This is a genomic window from Mycobacteroides immunogenum (genome assembly GCF_001605725.1).
Lineage (GTDB): Bacteria > Actinomycetota > Actinomycetes > Mycobacteriales > Mycobacteriaceae > Mycobacterium > Mycobacterium immunogenum.
In genome coordinates this window covers 2600344-2620905 of sequence record NZ_CP011530.1, presented here as the reverse complement: position 1 = coordinate 2620905, position 20562 = coordinate 2600344, and the positions used below count along the sequence as shown (strand labels likewise).

At 62.9% G+C, this 20562-nt stretch carries 21 protein-coding genes; 2 read left to right on the top strand and 19 right to left on the bottom strand.

Annotated elements, in window-relative coordinates:
* Nucleotides 1-18 precede the first annotated feature (18 nt).
* The 5 genes from ABG82_RS12790 to ABG82_RS12770 form a co-directional block, all read right to left on the bottom strand.
* Complete coding sequence (locus ABG82_RS12790) at nt 19-987, bottom strand: DUF881 domain-containing protein (RefSeq protein ID WP_078343848.1); 969 nt, start codon at nt 985-987, stop codon at nt 19-21.
* A gap of 1 nt (nt 988) precedes the next feature.
* Entirely contained in the window at nt 989-1585 is a 597-nt protein-coding gene (locus ABG82_RS12785; protein ID WP_043078987.1) for a CDP-alcohol phosphatidyltransferase family protein, read from the bottom strand.
* A 56-nt stretch (nt 1586-1641) separates the two neighbouring features.
* Nucleotides 1642-3966, bottom strand: coding sequence for an accessory Sec system translocase SecA2 (secA2, locus tag ABG82_RS12780; protein ID WP_162269256.1), 2325 nt, complete (start codon nt 3964-3966; stop codon nt 1642-1644).
* Between the two features lie 142 nt (nt 3967-4108).
* Nucleotides 4109-5389: an acyl-CoA dehydrogenase family protein gene (locus ABG82_RS12775; RefSeq protein ID WP_043078988.1), complete on the bottom strand. Its 1281-nt coding sequence runs from the start codon at nt 5387-5389 to the stop codon at nt 4109-4111.
* 46 nt (nt 5390-5435) lie between these two features.
* Nucleotides 5436-5912 (bottom strand): type II toxin-antitoxin system Rv0910 family toxin, encoded by a 477-nt coding sequence (locus ABG82_RS12770; protein ID WP_043078989.1) that lies wholly within the window; start codon nt 5910-5912, stop codon nt 5436-5438.
* A 249-nt stretch (nt 5913-6161) separates the two neighbouring features.
* Here ABG82_RS12770 and ABG82_RS12765 point away from each other — a divergent pair, with 249 nt between their 5' ends.
* Nucleotides 6162-7679, top strand: coding sequence for an ABC1 kinase family protein (locus ABG82_RS12765; RefSeq protein ID WP_078343847.1), 1518 nt, complete (start codon nt 6162-6164; stop codon nt 7677-7679).
* 1 nt (nt 7680) lies between these two features.
* Here the strand turns inward: ABG82_RS12765 and ABG82_RS12760 are convergent, their stop codons facing one another.
* The 10 genes from ABG82_RS12760 to ABG82_RS12715 form a co-directional block, all read right to left on the bottom strand.
* Nucleotides 7681-8310 carry a TetR/AcrR family transcriptional regulator gene (locus ABG82_RS12760; protein WP_043078990.1) on the bottom strand — a complete coding sequence of 210 codons (630 nt, stop codon included), beginning with the start codon at nt 8308-8310 and terminating at the stop codon, nt 7681-7683.
* Between the two features lie 83 nt (nt 8311-8393).
* The gene (locus ABG82_RS12755) at nt 8394-9782 is read right to left on the bottom strand and encodes an ABC1 kinase family protein (RefSeq protein WP_043078991.1); all 1389 of its coding nucleotides are present in this window, start codon (nt 9780-9782) and stop codon (nt 8394-8396) included.
* A gap of 131 nt (nt 9783-9913) precedes the next feature.
* On the bottom strand, nt 9914-10309 hold the full coding sequence (locus ABG82_RS12750) for a hypothetical protein (protein WP_043078992.1): 396 nt from the start codon (nt 10307-10309) through the stop codon (nt 9914-9916).
* 122 nt (nt 10310-10431) lie between these two features.
* On the bottom strand, nt 10432-11895 hold the full coding sequence (locus ABG82_RS12745; RefSeq protein ID WP_043078993.1) for an FAD-binding protein: 1464 nt from the start codon (nt 11893-11895) through the stop codon (nt 10432-10434).
* A complete protein-coding gene (locus ABG82_RS12740) occupies nt 11892-12407 on the bottom strand; it encodes a VOC family protein (RefSeq protein ID WP_043078994.1) in 516 nt (171 codons plus the stop codon). Before ABG82_RS12740 ends, ABG82_RS12745 begins: the two co-directional genes overlap by 4 nt.
* Nucleotides 12408-12453: 46 nt before the next feature.
* Nucleotides 12454-13101: an SRPBCC family protein gene (locus tag ABG82_RS12735; RefSeq protein ID WP_043078995.1), complete on the bottom strand. Its 648-nt coding sequence runs from the start codon at nt 13099-13101 to the stop codon at nt 12454-12456.
* On the bottom strand, nt 13098-13457 hold the full coding sequence (locus ABG82_RS12730) for an ArsR/SmtB family transcription factor (RefSeq protein ID WP_043078996.1): 360 nt from the start codon (nt 13455-13457) through the stop codon (nt 13098-13100). The genes ABG82_RS12735 and ABG82_RS12730 overlap by 4 nt, the downstream gene beginning before the upstream one ends.
* 47 nt (nt 13458-13504) lie before the next feature.
* A complete protein-coding gene (locus ABG82_RS12725; protein WP_043078997.1) occupies nt 13505-14281 on the bottom strand; it encodes an APH(3'') family aminoglycoside O-phosphotransferase in 777 nt (258 codons plus the stop codon).
* Nucleotides 14266-14835, bottom strand: coding sequence for a hypothetical protein (locus tag ABG82_RS12720; protein ID WP_043078998.1), 570 nt, complete (start codon nt 14833-14835; stop codon nt 14266-14268). Before ABG82_RS12720 ends, ABG82_RS12725 begins: the two co-directional genes overlap by 16 nt.
* A 173-nt stretch (nt 14836-15008) precedes the next feature.
* On the bottom strand, nt 15009-15407 hold the full coding sequence (locus ABG82_RS12715; RefSeq protein ID WP_043078999.1) for a PPOX class F420-dependent oxidoreductase: 399 nt from the start codon (nt 15405-15407) through the stop codon (nt 15009-15011).
* Nucleotides 15408-15571: 164 nt separating this feature from the next.
* Here ABG82_RS12715 and ABG82_RS12710 point away from each other — a divergent pair, with 164 nt between their 5' ends.
* Nucleotides 15572-16144 carry a hypothetical protein gene (locus ABG82_RS12710; RefSeq protein WP_043079000.1) on the top strand — a complete coding sequence of 191 codons (573 nt, stop codon included), beginning with the start codon at nt 15572-15574 and terminating at the stop codon, nt 16142-16144.
* Nucleotides 16145-16643: 499 nt separating this feature from the next.
* Here ABG82_RS12710 and ABG82_RS12705 read toward each other — a convergent pair whose 3' ends face one another.
* The 4 genes from ABG82_RS12705 to ABG82_RS12690 form a co-directional block, all read right to left on the bottom strand.
* Complete coding sequence (locus ABG82_RS12705) at nt 16644-17285, bottom strand: SDR family oxidoreductase (protein WP_036391071.1); 642 nt, start codon at nt 17283-17285, stop codon at nt 16644-16646.
* Between the two features lie 206 nt (nt 17286-17491).
* Nucleotides 17492-18475 carry an acrylyl-CoA reductase (NADPH) gene (gene acuI / locus ABG82_RS12700; protein WP_031354507.1) on the bottom strand — a complete coding sequence of 328 codons (984 nt, stop codon included), beginning with the start codon at nt 18473-18475 and terminating at the stop codon, nt 17492-17494.
* A gap of 14 nt (nt 18476-18489) precedes the next feature.
* Nucleotides 18490-19059, bottom strand: coding sequence for an acrylate utilization transcriptional regulator AcuR (gene acuR / locus ABG82_RS12695; RefSeq protein ID WP_043079001.1), 570 nt, complete (start codon nt 19057-19059; stop codon nt 18490-18492).
* Nucleotides 19056-20294, bottom strand: coding sequence for an ISL3 family transposase (locus ABG82_RS12690; protein WP_043080596.1), 1239 nt, complete (start codon nt 20292-20294; stop codon nt 19056-19058). Before ABG82_RS12690 ends, acuR begins: the two co-directional genes overlap by 4 nt.
* Nucleotides 20295-20562 lie beyond the last annotated feature (268 nt).

Genomic DNA, 20562 nt, shown 5'->3' with positions numbered 1-20562 from the left:
GTCACGGTCGGGCCCATCTCACCGATTGCCCGCCGGAATCTCTTTGGCGTATTTGACATCCCGGCTTGCTGCCGGGGCCATCTGCACGTTTTCCTGGGTCGCGAGGGTAAGTCGTATGCCATACGACTTCTGCAGCAGCCGCATCCGGGCCATGCCCGGGCTGCGTTCAAACGCCGATTTAATGGTATTGGCCGGCCCGATCGCCACGATCCGATACGGCGAGCTGGTGGGCTGGTTGTCCACCAGGATCGCTCCCCCGGCCTGCCGCATGGTCACGTTCGGCCCGATGCGCACATCGGAAACCGAAATCGCCTCTGCGCCACTGGTCCACAACGAGTTCACGACCAGCTGCATATCGCGGTCCAAAATGACCTGCTGGCTGCGTGGGATGCGTTCCTTGGAGACATCCGAGAGATCACCGCTACTCCCTGGGTCTGCCAGCGTGACGATCAGTGCGGGTCCGCGCACCTCGGTGGTCGCCGCGGCAAGACCCAACTGGTCCAGGCGGTTCAGCAACTCCTTGCCCTGCTCGTTGCCTTCGAGCTGGCTGCGCCGCGCCCCGGCCACCTCGGATGAGAGCTGGTCACGGGTGGACTCCAGTGCCCCCGAATCGCGCTGTTCACCGCGGATGCTCGCCAGCAGACTCTGCTGCTCCTGCATCACGCCGGGTGCGATCCGTGTGGTCTGCGCGACCGCTGCCGCGAAGACCACCGCGATGGCGATGGCAGCGATTGCCTGCCAACCCCATTCGGCCAGCCGCGCACGCGGCGCGGCCCCGTTCTTGCGAGCCTCGGCGGCCTCGAGATACCCGGCGTCCAGGTGATCAGAGAGCAGCGTGCGCAGCAGCGAAGGCACCGGATTGCGCTTGGGCCGGTTGGCGGTGTGGTGGCCCAGCCCTTCTTCGGGCTCGAAACCACCCATGAGATGTGGGCCGGTGCCATGTATCTGCGGTTCCCTGCCGTCCCCGGAGGCGTCCTGCGCGTTCATCTCAGGTACTCACCTTCGGCAGCTGCCGCACGATCATCACGATCTGCGCGACGTAGAGCACGAACGTCCACAGGTACATACCGAGGCCCCAGATCAGGAACGCCCACCCGCACGGGCCGATCACCCTGCCCCACAAGGAGTCCCATTCACCGATCAAGATCAGCGGGAAAGCCGACATCAACGCGAAGGTTGCCGCCTTGCCGATGTAGATGACCGGCAGCGCCTCGATGCCGCGGCGGCGCACGATGGGTAGCCCCAGGGTGAGGATGAGGTCGCGGGCCAACAGGGTGACAACGATCCACCACGGCACGATGTCCCGGATCGCGAAAGCAATCGGCGTCGTCACCATGTAGAGGCGGTCGGCGGCCGGATCCAGCAGCGTTCCCAGGTGCGAAGACTGGTTCATCAGCCGCGCGATCTTGCCATCGGCCCAGTCGGTGAAGCCGCTGAGCATCAGGATGGCCACGGCCCAACCATCGGCATGCTTGGCCAGCAGCAGGTACAGGAACAGCGGGATGAAGGCCAGCCGGATGACGCTCAGCAGGTTGGGGACCGTCAGGATCCTGTCGTCTCCAGTGGACGGCTCCGCGGTTCCCATCCGGCCAGCCTCTCATATTCGCGAGGTGATGCCCCGCGCAAATGGGTGGCTTGTCGTCAGCTGAAGACGCCGGGCAGGTTCAGGATCGACAGGCTGTCGTTCTTGCGTGGGTCGTCGTGGATCATGTAGGTCCACGTCGATGTCGGCCGGGCGAGCTTCGACAGATCCAGCCCCTGTTCCTCGTCAACCAGGTTCGCGGTCTCGAAGGTCTGCTGAGCGGCCTCCACCGCGTCGGCGGCCAGCGACGCGAAGGCGTCGACGGCGAGCCGGTGGAATTCGTCGATCGGGTTCTGGCGCCCGAGCGCACGCAGGTGGATGCTCTCACGCACATCCGAGAGGTACGCCAGATGGTCGGCCCAGCCCCGGTCCAGGTGGTAGAGCATGATCTGCCGTGAGATGCGCTCCAGCCGCTCTTCGGAAAGCTCCTCGGCCAGCTCGTCATAGCGCTCGGCAGAGCGCTCGCGCAGTTCTTTACGGGCGGTGTCGGTGCGCAGCAGCATGTCCCGCCGATCGGAGATGATGGCGCGCTGCTGCGCGATCAGTTGGTTGTACCGCCAGGTATTGGCGTGCAAGTCGAGCATCGCGCCCTCGGCCACCCGCTGGGCGTGGTCGATGAGGCCGCCGGCCTTGGGGCTGACAATCTGCCCGTCCTCGTCGGTTTCGGTGGGCAGCTTCGCCGAATCCAGGTGTGCCACAACGACCTCGTCTTCCCAGCTGGAAAAGAAGACCGAGGACCCGGGGTCGCCCTGTCGTCCCGCGCGCCCGCGCAGCTGGTTGTCGAGCCGTTCGGTGCGATGCCGCCCGGTGCCGACCACGTGCAGCCCGCCGGCCTCGACGACGGCGTCGTAGTCGGTCTCCTCGGAGCCGCCGAGGCGGATATCAGTACCGCGACCGGCCATCTGAGTGGATACCGTGACCACCTTGAGCGCACCGGCTTCGGCGATGACGCGGGCTTCTTCGGCGTCGTTCTTGGCGTTCAGCACGACGGCCGGAACTCCGGCGCGCACCAGACGGTGATGCAGCGCCTCGGATTCGGCGACATCGTGGGTGCCGACGAGCACCGGCTGACCAGTGGCATGGATCTCCGCGATATGCGCGACGATGGCATCGTTCTTGCTCGCCTCGGTGATGTACACCCGGTCCGGCTGGTCTTCGCGGATGTTCGGGGTGTTGGGCGGGATCGGTGAGACGCCCAGCTTGTAGAACTGCCGCAGCTGTTCACCGGCCGCGAGCGCTGTACCGGTCATTCCGCATACCCGGGGGTAGCGGTTGATCAGCGCCTGCACCGTGATGGTGTCGAGAACCTCACCGGTGTCGGTGGTTTCGATTCCCTCCTTGGCTTCAACCGCCGCCTGCAGACCATCGGGCCAGCGCTGCAGGGTCGCGATGCGCCCGCGTGAGGAGTTGATGAGGTGCACGGCGCCGTCCCGCACGATGTAGTGCACATCGCGCTCCAGCAGCACGTGCGCGTGTAGCGCGACGTTCACCTCGGTCAAGGTGGTGCCTACATGGTGCTCGGAGTACAGGTCGATATCACCGAGTTGCTTTTCCAGCTTCTTGGCGCCGGTGTCGGTGAGGAAGATGTTGCGCCGGTCGTTGTCGGCCTCGTAGTCCTCACCGGCGATCAGCTCGCGTACCGCTTCGATCACCTCCGAACTCGGAGCTTCACGATGGCTGGTGCCCGCGAGCACCAGCGGCACCAGGGCCTCGTCGACAAGTACCGAATCGGCTTCGTCCACCACAGCGACGTCGGGGCTCGGCGAGACCAGATCGTCGACGTCGATCGCCAGCTGGTCACGCAGCACGTCGAAACCGATCTCGTTGACCGATCCATAGGTGACATCGCAGGCGTAGGCCGTGCGGCGCTCGTCGGCCGTTGATTCCTCGGTGATCCAGCCGACCGTCAGGCCCAGGCGTTCCAGGAACGGCCCCATCCATTCGGCGTCGCGCCGGGCCAGGTAATCGTTGACGGAGATGACGTGCACACTGCGCCCGCCGAGGGCGTATCCGGCAGCGGTGATCGCACCGGTCAGCGTCTTGCCTTCACCGGTGGCCATCTCGATGACGTCGCCATCGAGCATCCGCAGCGCGCCCAGCAGCTGAACGTCGAAAGGGCGCTCGTCGATGGTTCGTTCGGCGGCCTCACGCACGATCGCGAGGAACTGGCCGATGTCCTTGGACTCAAGACCCTCGCTGAGGTCGAGTTTCTTGGCCGCCTTGGTGAGCTGTTCGTCGGTGAGATCCTTGGCCTTCTCGTCGTACTTCTTCGAGGTCTCCACAAGGGCCAGCGACTCGCTCTGGTTCTTGTCCGTGGATGCACCGAGCAGTTTCCAGAACTTCCCGGTGAACCGTGAGGCGGTGTTCGACTTGCGCACATGCACACGGTACGTGAGGTTCCGAAAGGCCCCGATATGCACCGTCAGGCGAGCTCCCGGACCCGTCCGCGATATCCGTTTGATGGATGCAACACGATCGGTGGAGTACCGCGGCCCTGCCAGAGCCGAGTACTCCACCAGATCCGTGCTATTTGCCCGCCAGCAGCCCCTTGGCGATGTGGGTGATCTGCACCTCGTTGCTCCCGGCGTAGATCATCAGCGATTTGGCGTCGCGCGCCAGCTGTTCGACCCGGTACTCGGTCATGTAGCCGTTGCCGCCGAAAAGCTGCACGGCGTCCATCGCGACGTCGGTGGCCGCCTCCGAACAGTAGAGCTTGATGGCCGAGGCCTCTGCCAGGGACGGGGTCTTGTTCTCCGACAGACTCTCGATTGCGTGGAAAAGCATGTTGCGCACGTTCAGCCGGGCGACTTCCATCTTGGCCAGCTTGAGCTGGATGAGCTGGAACTGAGCTATTTCCTTACCCCACAAGGTGCGCGACTTCGCGTAATCCAGCGAAAGACGCAGGCATTCCTCGATGACACCGAGTGCGAGCGCCGCCACCCCGATGCGTTCCATCGAGAAATTGGCGCGTGCGCTGTCGCGGCCGTCGCCCTGATCGTTCGTCTCGGTCTCACCGAGAAGCCGGTCCTTGCCCAGGCGCACGTTCTCGAAGAACAACTGACCCGTGCGGGAACTGTGAATGCCCATCTTGCGGAACGGCTTGGACTGCGTGAAGCCCTCCATGCCCCGGTCCAGCACGAAGGTCAACACCTTGCGATCCCGCGGATCAACGGCTTCCTTCCCGGCGCCTTCGTTCAACTTTGCGTAGACGACGATGACGTCGGCGTCGGGGCCGTTGGTGATGAAGGTCTTCTGACCGTTGAGGATGTAGTCCTCGCCGTCACGTGTCACGTAGGTTTTCATGCCACCGAAGGCGTCCGAACCCGAATCGGGTTCGGTGATGGCCCAGGCACCAACCTTCTCGTAGGTGACCAATTCGGGCAGCCAGCGTTCCATTTGCGCGGCGGTGCCGCGTGAGGCGATGGTCGGCACCGTCAGTCCCATGCTGACGCCCATGCCGGTCACCAGACCCATACAGACGCGCGAGATTTCGCTGGTGAGAACAAAGCCCATGCCTGCCGATCCGCCGGCCAGGCCCATGGCGCCACCGCCGTCGGATTTTTTGGATTGTGCCGGCTGCTCCCCTGCCGCCAGCGCGGCCTCGCGCGCCTTCTTCTTCTCGATTTGTTTCTGCAATCCCTCCTTGGCGAGTGCGTCAATTCCGAAGGTGGAAAACATCTTTCGGATGATGGGGTACGGCTCCATCTCGCCGGACTCCAGGGCGTCGACGTGAGGCCGAACCTCTTTGTCGATGAACTGGCGAACAGCGTCACGCACCGCGAGATCAATGGGTGACCAGTCGAGCATGTGTCCTGCTTTCTCCCGTGACAGTGATAGGTGCCGACGTGGCCGGTTAGCCGAGTTCCTTGGCCAGCAGCTCCTTGAGCCGTGCGACGGAGTTCTCGAGCTCCTCTTGGACGGCCTTGTCGATGGCGGTACCGATCGCTCCGGTCAGCATCTGGCCGGTGAAGGAGGAGTCCACATTCACCCTGGTGTTGTCGGCATCGATCTCCTCGACACTGGATTTGATGATGGCCTCGACCCCGGCCATCCCGGTACCACCCAGCTTGAAGGCACCGCGCTTGGCGGACAGCACCTCGTCGGCCGGCGTGAATTCCTGCACAGTCCACTCAACCGTGTTGGCCATGCCCATCAGGGTCACGATCTCGGAAAACTTGGTGCCGACCTTGATGTCCTCGACCGCGGGGACATCGCCCTTGAATCCGGTGTGGATGGTCATCCATTCGTCGTATTTGTTGAGGTCCGGCAACACCGACCAGAGCTTGTCGATGCTGTACGGGAGGTCGATGCTGGAGTGCAGCTCGGACATGGGCGAAAGACTCCTTTGTCATTGGTCTGGCACGGATTGATGCCAACGATTTCGAACGTAACATACATACCCTCGTGTATGTAAGATGCAATTTCCGCAGATCTGACCCCTTAAAGTGACAAATTGCAGGTGTACAGGGGTCAAATACCAACAGGCTTGTGGGTGTTGGAGTGCGATTCGACAGCTACTCCGCGGTAGCCCGGGCGCACGTTACATACAACTGTGCTCGTATGTATTACAGTGGCGCACATGACCACCCCCGAGGGCGCGGGCAACGACGCGGCGCCCCTGGCTGCCGCATTATCCGAGGGCGGGAAGCAACCGCCCGTCGTCCCGAAATCTACCTCGGAGCCACCCTCCTCCGGGGCGGATTCGATTCCTTCGGCGGCAGCCATAGATCTCGAGATCACGCGGCCACGAGTCACACTGCGCCAGCCGCCGTTGCGCGTGGAAGCGGGACGGTTTGGCGTGACGGTCTCCCGGCTCGCCGGATCGGGCGCCCGGCTACTCGTCAAACCGCGACGCGGAAGATCTCTGGAAGTACGCGCCGCGCATGAGCTGCGGCGGACCTTCGCACTCATGGGGCCCACCTACGTCAAGCTCGGTCAGCTCATCGCCTCCTCCCCCGGCGTCTTCCCCGAGACGCTTTCCAACGAATTCCGCACGCTGCTCGACAGGGTGCCCCCGGCCTCCTCCGACTTGATCCGCCAGACCGTACGCGAACAGCTGGGTGCCGATCCGACAGCGATATTCGCGACATTCGACGAACACCCGTTCGCGTCGGCGTCCATCGCTCAGGTGCACCACGCGACCCTCAAATCCGGTGAGCGCGTGGTGGTGAAGATTCAGCGCCCAAAGATCCGCACCAGGCTTGCCGCCGACGTCCGGATCATCGGGCGCCTTGCCCGCCTGATCGTCAAGACCGATCTGGGCCGAGCCACCAACGCCACTGAGGTTGTCGAGGATTTCGAACAGAACCTCAATGAGGAGCTCGACTTCGCGGCCGAGGGACACGCGATGGAACAGTGGATCGCCAGCCTTGCCGATACCGAGTACGGCGATAAGGTGCGCGTCCCCACGGTGTTCTGGGAGTACACCACCGAACGGGTGCTCACGATGGAATATGTCGAAGGCATCCGCATCGACAACATCACCGAGCTGGCCGCGGCCGGATTCGACGGGGTCGCCTTGGTCAAGGCCGTGGTCTATTCCCTGTTCGAGACGGGATTCCACAAGGGGCTCTTCCACGGAGACCTGCATGCCGGAAATCTTCTGGTTGATCCCGACGGGCGAATTGTGTTTCTGGACTTTGGGATTGTCGGACGCATCGATGATCGCAGCCGCAAGATCTTCACCGAGATCATGGTCGATCTGTTCGTGAAGAATGATCACGCGGCAGTCGCCCGGGGCATTTACAAGCTTGGCGCGATCGGCGATCGAGGCAAGGCGGCCGACTCCCAAACCGCCGCCAAGACGATCTCCAACTTCACCAGCCCTCTGCAGCAGTCAAAGCTCTCGGCGATCGAGTATGGCCAGCTGGGCAAGCAGTTGGCGATACTGGCCAAGGAATATGACGTGCGGCTGCCCCGGGAACTTGTGCTGATCTCCAAACAGCTGCTCTACGTCGAGCGCTACATGAAGCTGCTGGCACCCGACTGGGCACTTCTCGCAGATCCGTCGTTCATCGGGTATTTCGGGAACATGGTGATCGCGGCCGAACAGTCACGCATGGAGGAAGCAGCGCGGGAATCGTTGCGCGGCAGCTGAGCTAGTCGGAAAGACTCAGCTTTCCCGGGTCCATGGTGCGTAGTGCGGAGTCCAGCGGGGCACCGACCGTGGGCGATTCGACGATGTTCAACAACATCGCCTTGGCCCGGGCCCAGCGCTGATCGCGAACTTCCTGGGCCACCGTCATGCTGTTGACCAAGATTCCCCGCACCGCGTCCATCGCGGTCAGTGTGATGTTGCGAATCACACGCAACTCCTCATCGGTCTGACTCACCGATTGTCCGAGCGTCGAGAACTGCTGCATCACAATGAATTCAAACTGATCCATCTGGGCAGACAGCTCGGGATCGGTGCGGGCGGCTATCCACAGCTCCATGGTGGCGATGAACATCGACCCCTGATGCATTCGCCAGAGCGCATCAAGACAGCGGCCGATGAAATCGGCACCGCTACCCCGGTCCAGCGCGATCAGCTCGGAGAGAATCTCCTGGCCTTGCTTGAACGCCAAGTGCCGCACCGATTCTCCGAGAAGTTCGGATTTCGATTGAAAGTGGTGCACCAATGCGCCGCGGGTGACTCCGGCCCGTTGCGCCACCCGGGTGGTTGTCGTACCCGCGTATCCATACTTGACCAGGCAGTCCACCGTGGCATCAAGCAGCCTGCCGCGCATCGCCGCGCTACGTTCTTCCTGAGTGCGTCGCTCGGCACGCTGACCCCGTCCGGTAGACCGTGCGGGACTGCCGACAGTGCGTGTCATTCTGCGAGCCCGTCTGTGTTGTTTCTACTGTCCTTCTTACTGTCCTCGACCACGTCGCGAGCCTGCTGATACTCCGATATCAGGGCACCGAAGTAGGCGAGGATTTCCGGGTCACCCACCGGCTGCCACTCGGGGGCAAGCAATTTGGTGTAGCGCTCGACATAGAGCAGCTGCTTTCCCACCAGGATGAATTCCTTGGGCAAGATGGCGTCGTGTTCGCGCCCCAGCGCGGTGAGCTGGCGGCCGATGGTGCCATAGGAAATCTTGCCCAGCGAGGTGCCCATGGGGCGGGTCACCTTGCGAAGCGACGCGGCCACCTTGGCCGGATCGGCATTCGCGTCGATGGCCCCGAGTTTGATCAGGGTGCGCGCCGCCGCTTCATCGTCGGGTTCCAGAATGAGCGCACCGATCAATTCCCGCAGCGTCTTGCGGGTCCGCTCATTGAGGCGGCCCACAATTCCGAAGTCCAGGAATACGATTCGCCCTTGCGTATCCACCATGAGATTGCCGGCATGCAGATCGCCATGGAAAGTGCCCGCGGCGAATGCCGAGTCGAACAGGGTGAGCATCAGGGTCTTCACCACCTCAGGGCCCTCGAACCCCGCATCGCGGATCGCATCGGCGTCGTCAATCCTGATGCCCTCGACGTATTCCATGGTGAGCACCTTGTCGGTGCACAGCTCCGAATAGAGCTCGGGGACACGTACTTTCGGTGCATAGCTGGATGCCGCGAGCCCCACCGTCCAGTCCCGCATGGCCTGGGCTTCCAGGGTGAAGTCCAGTTCCTCGGCCAGATTGGCCTCGAAGTCTCGCATTACCTCGTAGATGTTCGACATCCGGCCCATCTCGGTCAGCTCGAGACCGCGGGCGATTTGCTTGAGGATCTGCAGGTCGGCCGCGAGCCGGGTACGGATGTCCGGGCGCTGGATCTTCACGACGACCGCACTGCCGTCCTTCAATGTCGCCCGGTGCACCTGCGCGATGGACGCCGACGCGAACGGAACCTCGTCAAACGAGGCGAACACCTGTTCCGGCGGCGCGCCGAGCTCGTGGGTCAACATGGAGCGGATGGTCTGCGGATCGGCCGGCGGTACCTGATCGAGAAGTGACCGGAACTCCGCGGAGAGATCTTCCGGGAACATCCCGGGCGACGAGGCGATGAGCTGCCCAAACTTGACGTAGGCGGGCCCGAGCTCGGCAAATGACCTGCGCATCTCCTTGGCGACCACCTGGCGCAGATCGCGCTCCGTGGGGCGCTGACTGAGGATTCGCGACCCGGCCTTGAGCAGCTGACCGGCCGTCGCGGCCAGACGGTCAAACTGAATCTCGGCGGAAACCGGATCCAGTTTCCGGGGCCGCCGAGGTTCATCGGATGTATCGCTCACCGCGACTCCCTCCCGTCCGCAACGGTCGTATACGTCGGTGAGACATTACCGACAAACTGGTATGTATGTTAATCGAATGCGGCGAGTGGCCGACGATGACCAGCCAGGAGAGGTGACGCCGTGCGCAGACTTCAGCGCAGGGCGCGTTCGATCTGAGCGATCCGGTCGTCGGCGAAGTCCAGCACGATCTTCGTGGGATACAGCGCGACCTTGAGCACCCGGATGAGCGGGTCCACCACATCAATGAGCGTTTCGAGGCTCGTCATCGTTCTGGCCAGCGTCGTCGTGGTTTCGGCCAGGTTGTTCAAGGTGAGGTTCAGCGAATCCAGGGAATCATCGAGGCGCTCCAGGCTCGAATCGAGATGATCGAGCATGCCGCCGACCCGGTCGGTGAGGTCGTGCACCTCAACCGCCATCGACTCGATGCTGCCGACGGTGCCATCGATGTTCAGCGCGACGTTGGCCAGCTTGCGGATCTTGCCGGTCGGCGCGGACCGATGCCCGTTCCTGGTATAGACCTCCGCCATTGGAGTCACCTTTCCGTTGCGCCCAGCCTAGGCGACAGGTTCGCGAACACCCATCGGCTACCTCGATGGGCGAACATTTGATACCCGTTTGTGACCGGCATCACATAGCGTGCCGAATGCGTCTAGCCGACAGATACCCGCGCTGACGCGTGCGAACCTGCCCGCCGCCCGAAGAACGAGGCTTCGCCAAGCCTGGTTCCACTGCTGTATCCCTTACCGTCCTGAGCAATGTTCGACGCACTGGCACCGGCCGCGTAGAGACCGGGAATGGCCTCACCCGATTCGGTGAGCACTCGCCCGTCGGCATCGGTGCGCAGACCGCCGAGCGTGAAGCCGGCATACATCGCCTTGCCGAGCGTTAGATCAAACGCGCCCCAGGGGCCGACCCCTTGCGAGGCAAGGTATTTCGGATGCTTGTGGAAATCGGGGTCCTCACCCCGGTCGGCGTGCTCGTTGTAGCGCCGCAGCGACGTTTCCAGGTTGCCGGCCGGGATACCTAGGGCCGCTTCCATTTCCGCCACCGTTTCCCAACCGTCGATGAACGGCGTCAACGGCAGCGCCGGTCGATCCATGTGCTCGGAATCGACAATCAGGTACGCCGCGCTGTCCGGCTGATCCATCACGTACCCCGAGGTCCGGGAATGGTAGGAATCTTCGGCGACGAACCGCTCTCCGTTCTTGTTCACAATGATTCCGGTGAGCAGTCCGGACGGCGGATACACCGGAGCCGTCACGAAAATCTGGTGCATATTGCGGGTACCCGCCCCCACGGACACTCCCAGCCTGATGCCCAATCCGTCGTCGTAGGTGCTGCCGAGCACGAACGGCTTCTCGGCCAGCTTGGGCGTGTATTCGGCCACCATGGCGGGGTTCATCACGAATCCACCAGCGGCGATGATCACCGATTTGGCGCGTATCGCACCGGTTTCGGCGAAATGCTTCCAGGTCGCGCCGACGACCACTCCCTCGCCGTCGACGATGAGCGCGGTGGCACCGGTCTCGTAGCGGATCGGCACACCCAGCTCGCCCGCGCGGCGCGCGAGTAGTTCCACGACCATGCCCGCACCGCCCGTGTCGCCGGGCTTGGGAACCTTGTGCCCGCGGGGTGCGGGGACAGCCTGGTCCCGATACGGCCACACCAGTTCGTTTCCGGTGAACATCAGTCCTTCGGTATTGGGCTGGATGACAGCCTTCTCCGGATAGAAACTGCGCTCGAACTGAAAACCAAGCGCCTCAAGCCAATTGAAGTGATCAACGCTTCCGTCACAGTAGAGGCGGATCTTCTCCGGATCCGGATCCGGAGACACGGCCATCAGGTACTTGTACATCTCGTCGGCGCTGTCAGCATGCCCGGTGGCCTCCTGAACAGCTGTGCCGCCGCCGAGGTAGAAGTGCCCACCCGCCATCGCGGTGGTGCCACCCGCGGAGGCAGCACGCTCCAGCGCCAACACCGTCGCTCCGGCCTCGGCCGCGGCGACGGCGGCGCAGCCGCCTCCCATGCCGAAGCCGACAACGAGCACGTCGACCTCATCGGACCACTCGGTGATGCTTTGGGCTGCTATGGTTTCCGGGATCGCTGCGCTCATGCCTGCTCACTCTTGATGTAGTCGTAGAACGCCCGGATTTCGGGCGGGACGAAGGCCAGTTCCAGGTACGGCAGGGCGGCCGCGGGCGCCGATAGGTAGGCGAATCGCATGCCGCCGGGCATCACACCGTCCTGGATGACCGCCATGCCGCGCGCGGTGGCGTGGTCGAGCGCCCCGTCGAAGTCGGGTGGCTCGACGCAGACATGATGCAGTCCCGCGGGATTGCGCTCGAGGAACTCGCTGTAGATACTCCTCCCGCTCACCGGGAGGATCAGCTCGAGCTGCATATCGCCCAGGTAGCTCAGCGCGATGGTCGCGGTGAAATCGGCCGGCGCGCCGCGGTACACGCATGCCTCCGGGCCAAAGTGCACATCTGGTATCCGCGTCCATTTCTTGACCCCGAATACCGCGCTGAGCATGGATTCCGTGGCATCGAGATCATCAGTCACCCAGGCAATTTGGGTGACGTGTCCAAATCCAGATACATCCGGCGGCATTGCCGATGTGGTCATGCGCCGATAGTAGCGCCCACTGTGGCGAGGGACACTGCAGCCCACCTCAGCCCGCGGTATAGGCCGCCGTCGTTCGGTCCGCCATCTCGCGGGCCCGCACCGGATCCATGCCCGAGGCGACGGCCGCCCCGAACCAGAGGTCGCTGGACTCGGCCATGAAGGCACGGCCCTCCTCGGTGGCCACCCACGCCGCGCCCTCTTCTGGGGTAATGCGATCGCCGGGCGAGGCGAGGTACCCAGCCAGACCGAGTAGGCCGGAATCCCAGCCGACTCCAACGGCGCCCGGCCCGAACTGCTGCCAGTGCTCGTCGTCGTCGCCGATATGGAAGATGTGTTCCAGCGTGAAGATGGCCCGTTCCTCCGGATTCTCCGGTTCGGGGCTGATCGTCACCTCGATCCAGCTGACCTCCCCCATGGCCTCCCAGGTCGCGCCGAAAGAGCGTGGTGCGTCGCAGCTGAGCACCGTCCCAGATGCGTTGCCTTCCAGGGAATAATGCCCACCAAGGCGTAGCTCACCGGTGATCGGCAGGAACCATCGCGCAATGCGCTCGGCGTTCGTGCACGCGTCCCATAGATCCACGGCGTCGGTGTCATAGGTTTGACTCACCGTCACGACGCGTGCCTGTCTGGCCTGAAAGGTCTTGGTACCGACAGTGCGCCGCACAGCGTTGAGTTGGTGCCGAACATCGATCACGAGGCGCTCTCCTTGGTTGTGGTGGCAGAATTTCGGCGTTGTCGCTTGCCACGGGCTATCTCCGTGGCCAGCGCGTCCAGATGCGGGGTCCAATTGCGGCGGAAGGTATCGAGCCACTGGTCGACCTCACGCAGCGGTGTGGTGTCGACGCTGTACAGCCGCCGGGTTCCCTCTGTGCGAACTGTCGCGAACCCGTTCTCACGCAATACTTTCAGATGTTGCGACACGGCCGGCTGACTGATCGCGAACTCGGAACGGATGATTTCGGTGACGGCTCCCGAAGACATCTCCCCCGCGTGGATCAGCTCGAGGATGCGCCGCCGCACCGGATCTCCGAGGATGTCGAAGACGTGCACGCGTCCGACATTAGAACCGCTTACTTATATAAGTCAAGACTGAATAACTAGCCCCAGGTGAGCGGATCCAACCGCAAGTAGAAATCCAGACGTCCCGAATCGATGGGTGTTCGGTATATCTGCGCGAACCGCGCCTGCGCGGTGGCCGCGCCGGCATCATCGCACCAGGTCTCCCGCGAGTTCGCGAAGAGCAGAGCCAGGTCTGCGTGGCGGTCTGCCAGCCCTAGGCGGCCCAGGTCGATATGGCCCGCCACCGAGAAGGCTCCCGGGGTGATGATGATGTTCGGCAGACACAAGTCCCCGTGGCACACCACAAGGTCGTCGGGCTCCTGAGCAAGGCGCTGTTCCAGTTCGGCCGTCACGCGGGAGAGCAGTTGCTTCGCGGGCACCGCACGGTCCCCGTCTGGCAGGAAATCCGGATTGACGGCACCTCGGGCTACCACGTCCCGTGCCACCGCCGTCATCGCGGCGAGATCCCGGGAGAATGGGCAGCCCGCCGTCGGTAGCTCGTGCAGTCGCCGTACCGCCTCGGCGATGGCAGGCCACGCCCGCTCCAAATCGTCGGCGTCGAGCTGGTCGGCGGGAATACCCGGCACCGCCGAGGTGATCAACACCGGACCGTCCGGCCCGGTGAACCACTCAAGTACCGATGGGCCTGGGATACGTTGGGTGCTAAGCCATTCAATGCGGTCTCGCTCGGCCTCCAGGTCGGCGGTGCCCGCTTTCGCATAACGCGACCTGTCGGGCGATCGGTAGACCAGGGCCCCGGACTCCCCTGTCGTGACCGATTCCCAGCCCGCGAGATCGGTCAAACGCCCGTCCACGCCTCGTCGAGCCGGTGCGCGACGTCGATGGTGCGGGCCGCCATTGCCTTCGGGTTATCCACCTCGTGGGCCACGTAGCTGGCGATGAACCGGCTGATCAGCTGGTCCACTCCGGCCAAGATACGCAGCAGCTCGCCGCGGATGGTGTTGGAGGAAACATCGACGGTGATGTCCGAGGGCCCGGGCGGTGCGACGTCGATGACCAGCTGCAGCGGCGCCGCGGCGCGGGCGGTGGCCTTGAGTGCGATGTTGCCCGCGACCTTGAAACGGCTCTTATCGAGCTTCAGGTCGATCAGCAGGTCGATGGCCAGCGGCACCTGAATGTCGAAGGTGATGGTCTCACCGTCGTTGCGGGTGACGATCGGGTCCAGGATCTGGACCTTTGCCGTCACCTTCGCGATCTTGCCGGGACCTTGGGCCATGGGGCCGACCTCGAATGGTTCGCCGGCGATCGAGGCGACAGCGGCCCTAACCCGGGCTTCGCTGACGGCTATCTCGAAGAACGCCCTGCCGAATTCCTCGTAGGTGAGGTACTGGTGGCTATCCGTGATCATGATGGGAACTACGTTCTCACAAAGGGGGCGGAAGTGTTAACTGTCTCCGCTCCCGTGTGTCGAGAATCCCGGGTCCCGAGCCGGCGCGACGGTCATCGCTCCCCCAGCAAATATGTGATCGAAGTTACGCGGCATGTGGGCGGCCCTAAGATGCCAGACCAGCTAGAGGCATCCTAGGGGGCGGGCGGTGGCGGCGCCGTGACCTCGATGGCCGCGTGCACCTTGTCTATACCCCCGCGCAGGATGGCCTGAGGAATGAAATAGATGGCGTGATGCCAGTAACGCCGGACGATCTTGTCGAAAACGCGCCGTGTCTCCGCCTTCGGCAGCATCCGTGCCACCGCCTCGACGGGTTCGCCCTTGACCTTGCCGAAGATGCCGCATTTCTGGATGGTCACACGTGGCGTGTTATTGATGCGCCTGGTCTTCCATGACCCGTCATCGGTGATGATCAGCAGTTTGTCGCCCTCGGGGACACCCCATACTGGCGTGGGCTTGGGCTTACCGTCCTTAGTGAATGTGGTCAGAAGAAGGTACTTCTCGCCGTAGACGTCACTGAATGTCGGGGCCATGGCCCAGTTATACCTGGCAGAGCCCGAGCATGATCGGCTCGCCTTGTCGGGTCGCCACATACCGTCGCAACATGAGCGGACACCGGTCGAGATCTCCACGCGGACGCTACCTCCGAGGCGACAAATGCCCCGGCTGCTTGGGTGATGAGCCACATTCGTCACGGTTGGAGATCGAAGTCTTCACCTTGTTGCACCACGTCCTTGGCGCAGGCGAACAGAACGTTGCCGTTCCAAGTGACGGGCGCATGCACCTGGACATGCGTTTTCGGCAGGATCACGGTCCCGTAATCGGAGTCGAGTACGACGGGGCGTATTGGCATGCGGGCAAAGAGATCTCGGACACCAGGAAGGCTCGTCGGGTTGTCTCGGAGCGAGTCACCGACGTGGTGATGCGCATTCGCGAGGAGCCGCTCACCATCCTGTCCTCCGAGGACGTCGTGGTTCGACGGAACGAATCGGCATCGACCATCGCCACGGTCGCACTCCTGCACCTCGTTCACATGGACGTCGTCGATTCGGTCGCCGCCAAGCGGGTGGCAGACATGGTGAGCGCATCCGCCACCACCATCTCCGAACAGAGCGTTACGTGCGACGACTGTTGGCTCCTAGACGGGTCGTTCCGGCATGCCGACCCCGACAGCCGATGGAATGACATCGACCGGAGGCACTCAACTCGCCGCCGCCCCCTCAGGCGAGGTTTCAGCCGCCACGGCTCTGAGCGAGGGTATCTACGCTGAGCGCCCGGCGAACAGTGGCCCTTCGTTCTTCGATCGTGCGGCCGAGTTCCTGCATGAGCAGGGGGTTCCGATGCACGAGTGTCTCGACCTGCCCCCGTTCGATCCGCACCACGGTGACCTCGCCGACGGCATAGGCGCAACCGATCACAGGTTGGTTACAAGTCGTTGATCTACCTGCTTCTTGCCTGCATTCTCCCAGTGTGGCGCTGGTGAGCGTGAGCAAAGCTGGGTGAGCGTCAACGTACGTACTGAAGCCCGTACACGATCTATGGGGTTGTGCCGCCTCCCTCTGAGTGAAGTCTCTTCAGATGTTGTCATCGCCTGTGGAGCATGCAGCCAATGACGATCCGCTTGGCCTGCTCGTACTCGACCTAGGCGGTCTAGTGCTCCCGCGAGGGTGAACTTACGCCGCCCGACGCAGGCTGCGACCTCATGCCCAGAGTTCGCATTGCGCCTGGACTATCCACTATCCAACGGCTCTTCCCGATCGCGTCCGGAATTACTGCCATGCAGGCTTGTCGGCGTCGGTGCCTGGCTTGTTTACTCCCAGTGAGCCGTGGAGTTCTTGTGAGGGATCGGTAATCAATCGTACGACGAGTGCCGCGATGCTTTTTCGGGATACCTCGGTGCCTTTGAAAGGTTCTCCTTTTTGGGTGATCTCGTAGTCCACTTCGTCTTTGTCTGTAAGCCATGCGGGTCTGATGATTGTGTAGTCAAGGCGCGAAGACTCGATCACTTTCGCCGCTGCGGCGTAGGTTTCGAGATAGCCGCCGTCGAGCATCCGATGGTTCCAACGGCCAAACTCGCCGGGGACTTCGTCGTAGATCCCTAGCGTCGAGATCCAAATGAGCCTTCGCACGCGAGCGCCCTCAAGTGCAGTGACGACCCCACGCGCTTGGTCCACGATATCTTTACCGCCAAGGTTGGCATAGACGATGTCTTGTCCCGCGACCGCTTGTTTCAGGAGACTTCCGTTAAGGACATCACCTTCTACTGCCGTTGCGCGGAGGTCGGGCAAGTCGTGCAAGCGTTGGTCGTTCCGTAGGTAGAGGGTGAGATTCACGCTCTCGTCGTGGAGCAGTTCGCGTACTACGATTTGCGCGATTCTGCCTCCGGCACCAAGTACAAGAACTCGTGTCATGAATGCTGCTCCTTCTGTCGTCGTGTGTGGTGGGCGTTATAAGCGGCGATCAAGGTATTTCCTACTCGGCCGAGTCCGGCACGACAGTTACTGGCGAGCTGGCGGCCCCTCGGTTGTGCTGATCGCATGCTGCGGGAGAGCACGTGCCTATCGTGCAGATAACCCGTCAGCTAGCGACTATCCCGCACTGCTCCAGCAAAGGGGAGTTAGCGATTCACGTCAACGATGATGCGGCCCCTCACTCGGCCCTCAAGAAGATCTGTTGAAGTGGAGATAGCGTCAGTGAGGCCGATCTCGTGGCTGATCTCGCCTAGGTGTCCGGTGTCGAGGTCGCTGCTCAGCCGGCCCCACGCTGTGACGCGTTTGGCGTGGGACTGCGTGACACTGTTGATACCCAACAGGCTCACTCCGCGCAGGATGAATGGCGCAACAGTGCTTGGGAATTCCATGCCTTGAGCCATGCCACACGCGGCGACGGCTCCCTCGGCACTGGTAGTGGCACACACATTGGCCAGTGTGTGGCTGCCCACGGAGTCGATAGCGCCGGCCCAGCGCTCGCTGCCCAAGGGGCGGCCCGGTTCGGCGAGTTCGGCTCGGTCGATCACCGTAGCCGCACCCAACCTCCGCAGATAGTCTGCCTCAGCGAGGCGGCCGGTTGCCGCGACGACCGTGTAGCCGTTGCTCGCGAGCAGCGTGACCGCGATGCTTCCGACGCCGCCACTGGCACCGGTGACGAGTACTTCGCCGTCGCTAGGGGTGACCCCGTGTTGTTCGAGTGCCATCAGGCAAAGCATCGCTGTATAGCCCGCAGTGCCGATGGCAGTGGCCTGCGCCTCGGTGAACGAGGGGGGGAGTGGCACTAGCCAGTCCGCCTGGAGCCGAGCGATCTGTGCAAGCCCTCCCCAGTGGGTCTCGCCCAGTCCCCAACCGTTCACCAGAACGTGATCACCGGGTTTGTAGCGCGCGTCATTGCTGGCCTCAACGACGCCGGCTAAGTCGATTCCCGGGACCATCGGGAAGCGACGGACGACGGGGCCCCTACCGGTGATGGCCAGGGCGTCTTTGTAATTGAGGCTGCTGTATGCGACCCGGACGGTCACTTGCCCCTCAGGTAGGTCGTCGCTGCCGAGCCGCCGCATTTCCGCACGGTAGTCCGTGTTGGTCTTCTCAACCACAATCGCGCTGAACATCGTATTCCCTTCTCCTACGCGCGGGCACATGCGAGGAATCCACTGAAAAACACGTCGAGCGGTTCGACTGTCCGAGCGAGTTTGGTGCGCAATACCGCTCCCTCCCAACCGATCCAGAAGAACCGTGATAGCGCGGCGCAGTCGGTGTCGGCCGGAAGATCTCCTACGTCAACGGCCAGTCGCAGGCAATCCTGTAAGCGCTGCTCCCAGTCCTCAAGTGTTTCTTCGAGTTTCGTGCGATAGCTCTCGGGAAGTGTCCGAACTTCTTGCCCAAGATTGCCAACAAGGCATCCACGATCAAACCTGTGTCTGGCCATTCCGGCTTTCGCGTCCTCGACGAAAAGGGTCAGACGTTGCAGTGGTGGCAGACTGTCGTCCAACAGCCAGCGATCAAGTTTGCGCGCGAAATACTCCGCGTAGCTCTGCAGCACCTCCAGACCGAATGCGTCTTTGCTGTCGAAGTAGTGATAAAACGAGCCCTTCGGTACATCGACGCGCTTGAGCACCGATTCAATACCTGTCGCAGTGAGGCCCTGCGCAGTCAGGATTTCCGGCTCTATTGCCATGAATGTGGATGACCTCATGTGTGGTATGGGAGTTCGAGGGTCACCGGTCCGCAGACGAGCATGATCATGGCGAGCGCGTTCTCGGCGTTGTGGAAGCCGTAGGCCCTGCGGATGATCAACCGGACCTTGTTGTTGAGCCCTTCGTGGCGGCCGTTGGCCAGTCCGCGCTCCACCGCGGCTTGGATGCCATCGAGGTGTTTGTTGATGGTTCGGCCGACCTTGACGAACTGCGGGATCCGGCACCGCTGCGCCCATGAGCACCATTTCCCGAGCATGTCGGTGACGGTGTCGGCGTCAAGATCCCCGGCGAACACCGCCCGCAGCGATTCCTTCAGTTCGTAGGCGCGGACCAGTGCGCCGCCCTCGCGTTTGAGCTGGGCGAGGGTGGCTTTCTGTGTGTCGGTGAGGGATTCGGGGTTCTTCAGCAGCGCCCAGCGGGCTCCCTTGTAGGTTTTGGCGATCTGCTTGTCCGACAGTTTGCGCGCGGACTGCCATACCTGACGGCGAACGTCGTCGAGGGCGTCGGTGGCTAGTTTGACGACATGGAACGGATCGAAGCAGATCACCGCCTGCGGGGCATGTGCGCGAACGGATTTCGCGAATGCCGGCCCGAGGTCCATCGACACGGCCTCGATCTTCTTCGCGCCATCGGCGGGTAGGGCCGCGGTGAAGAACGCGTCGAGAGTGGCTGCCTTCTTGCCCGGCGCACCCCACACGATTGTGCCGGTGTCGTGGTCGGACACCAAAGTCAAATACTTGTGGTGCTTGCGCCAGGAGATCTCATCGACGCCGATGTCGACCAGCCCGGCCAGCCGGTCGGGGTCCAGTTTCTCGGCCACGACGCGCGAACACATCGCCCCGACGGTGCGCCACGTGACGCGGCAGAACGTCGACACCGTCTTCTTGTCACACTTGGCGGCCAGCCAGACCGCAAGGTCCTCGAAGTCGCGGGTGAACCCCGATCCCGGCCGCGCGAACGGCACTGACTCGGCCAGGACACCGTGCTCGGGGCAGCGCAACCGACGTCGCCGCAGTTTGAGCACACATACCCGCCCACTGAGGTCCAGGTGCCGCCACGCCGAATCCACCATCCGTGTGTCGTAGCGGTGCCGGGTACGGAAATCGCAATGCGGACAGGACATCACCCGCTGTTGCGGGCGCACCCACACCGTCACCTTGTCGCCGCACTCGACGTCGCGGACCGTGGTCTTCGGCAGGTCGAGGACACGGTTGAGTAAAGTGGTCGCGCGCACGGGCAAGCTCCTTGGTACGAGGTGTAGGAGCTTTCGAACCTATGAGCTACCCGTGCGCCCAGACCACTCCGCCACGCGAGACATAGCACACCCCACCCGACCCACATTCATGGCAATAGAGCCGGATTTCCATCCCGCAGCGAAGCAATGCTCCCCGCGTGTCTTCGTGGTCACGGCTGACTTTTGGCGGCCGTCCACGACGAGGCCGGACAATGGGAGCGCTCATGGTGATGAGATTAGACCGACTGTCTCTAAATGTCCACGGGCG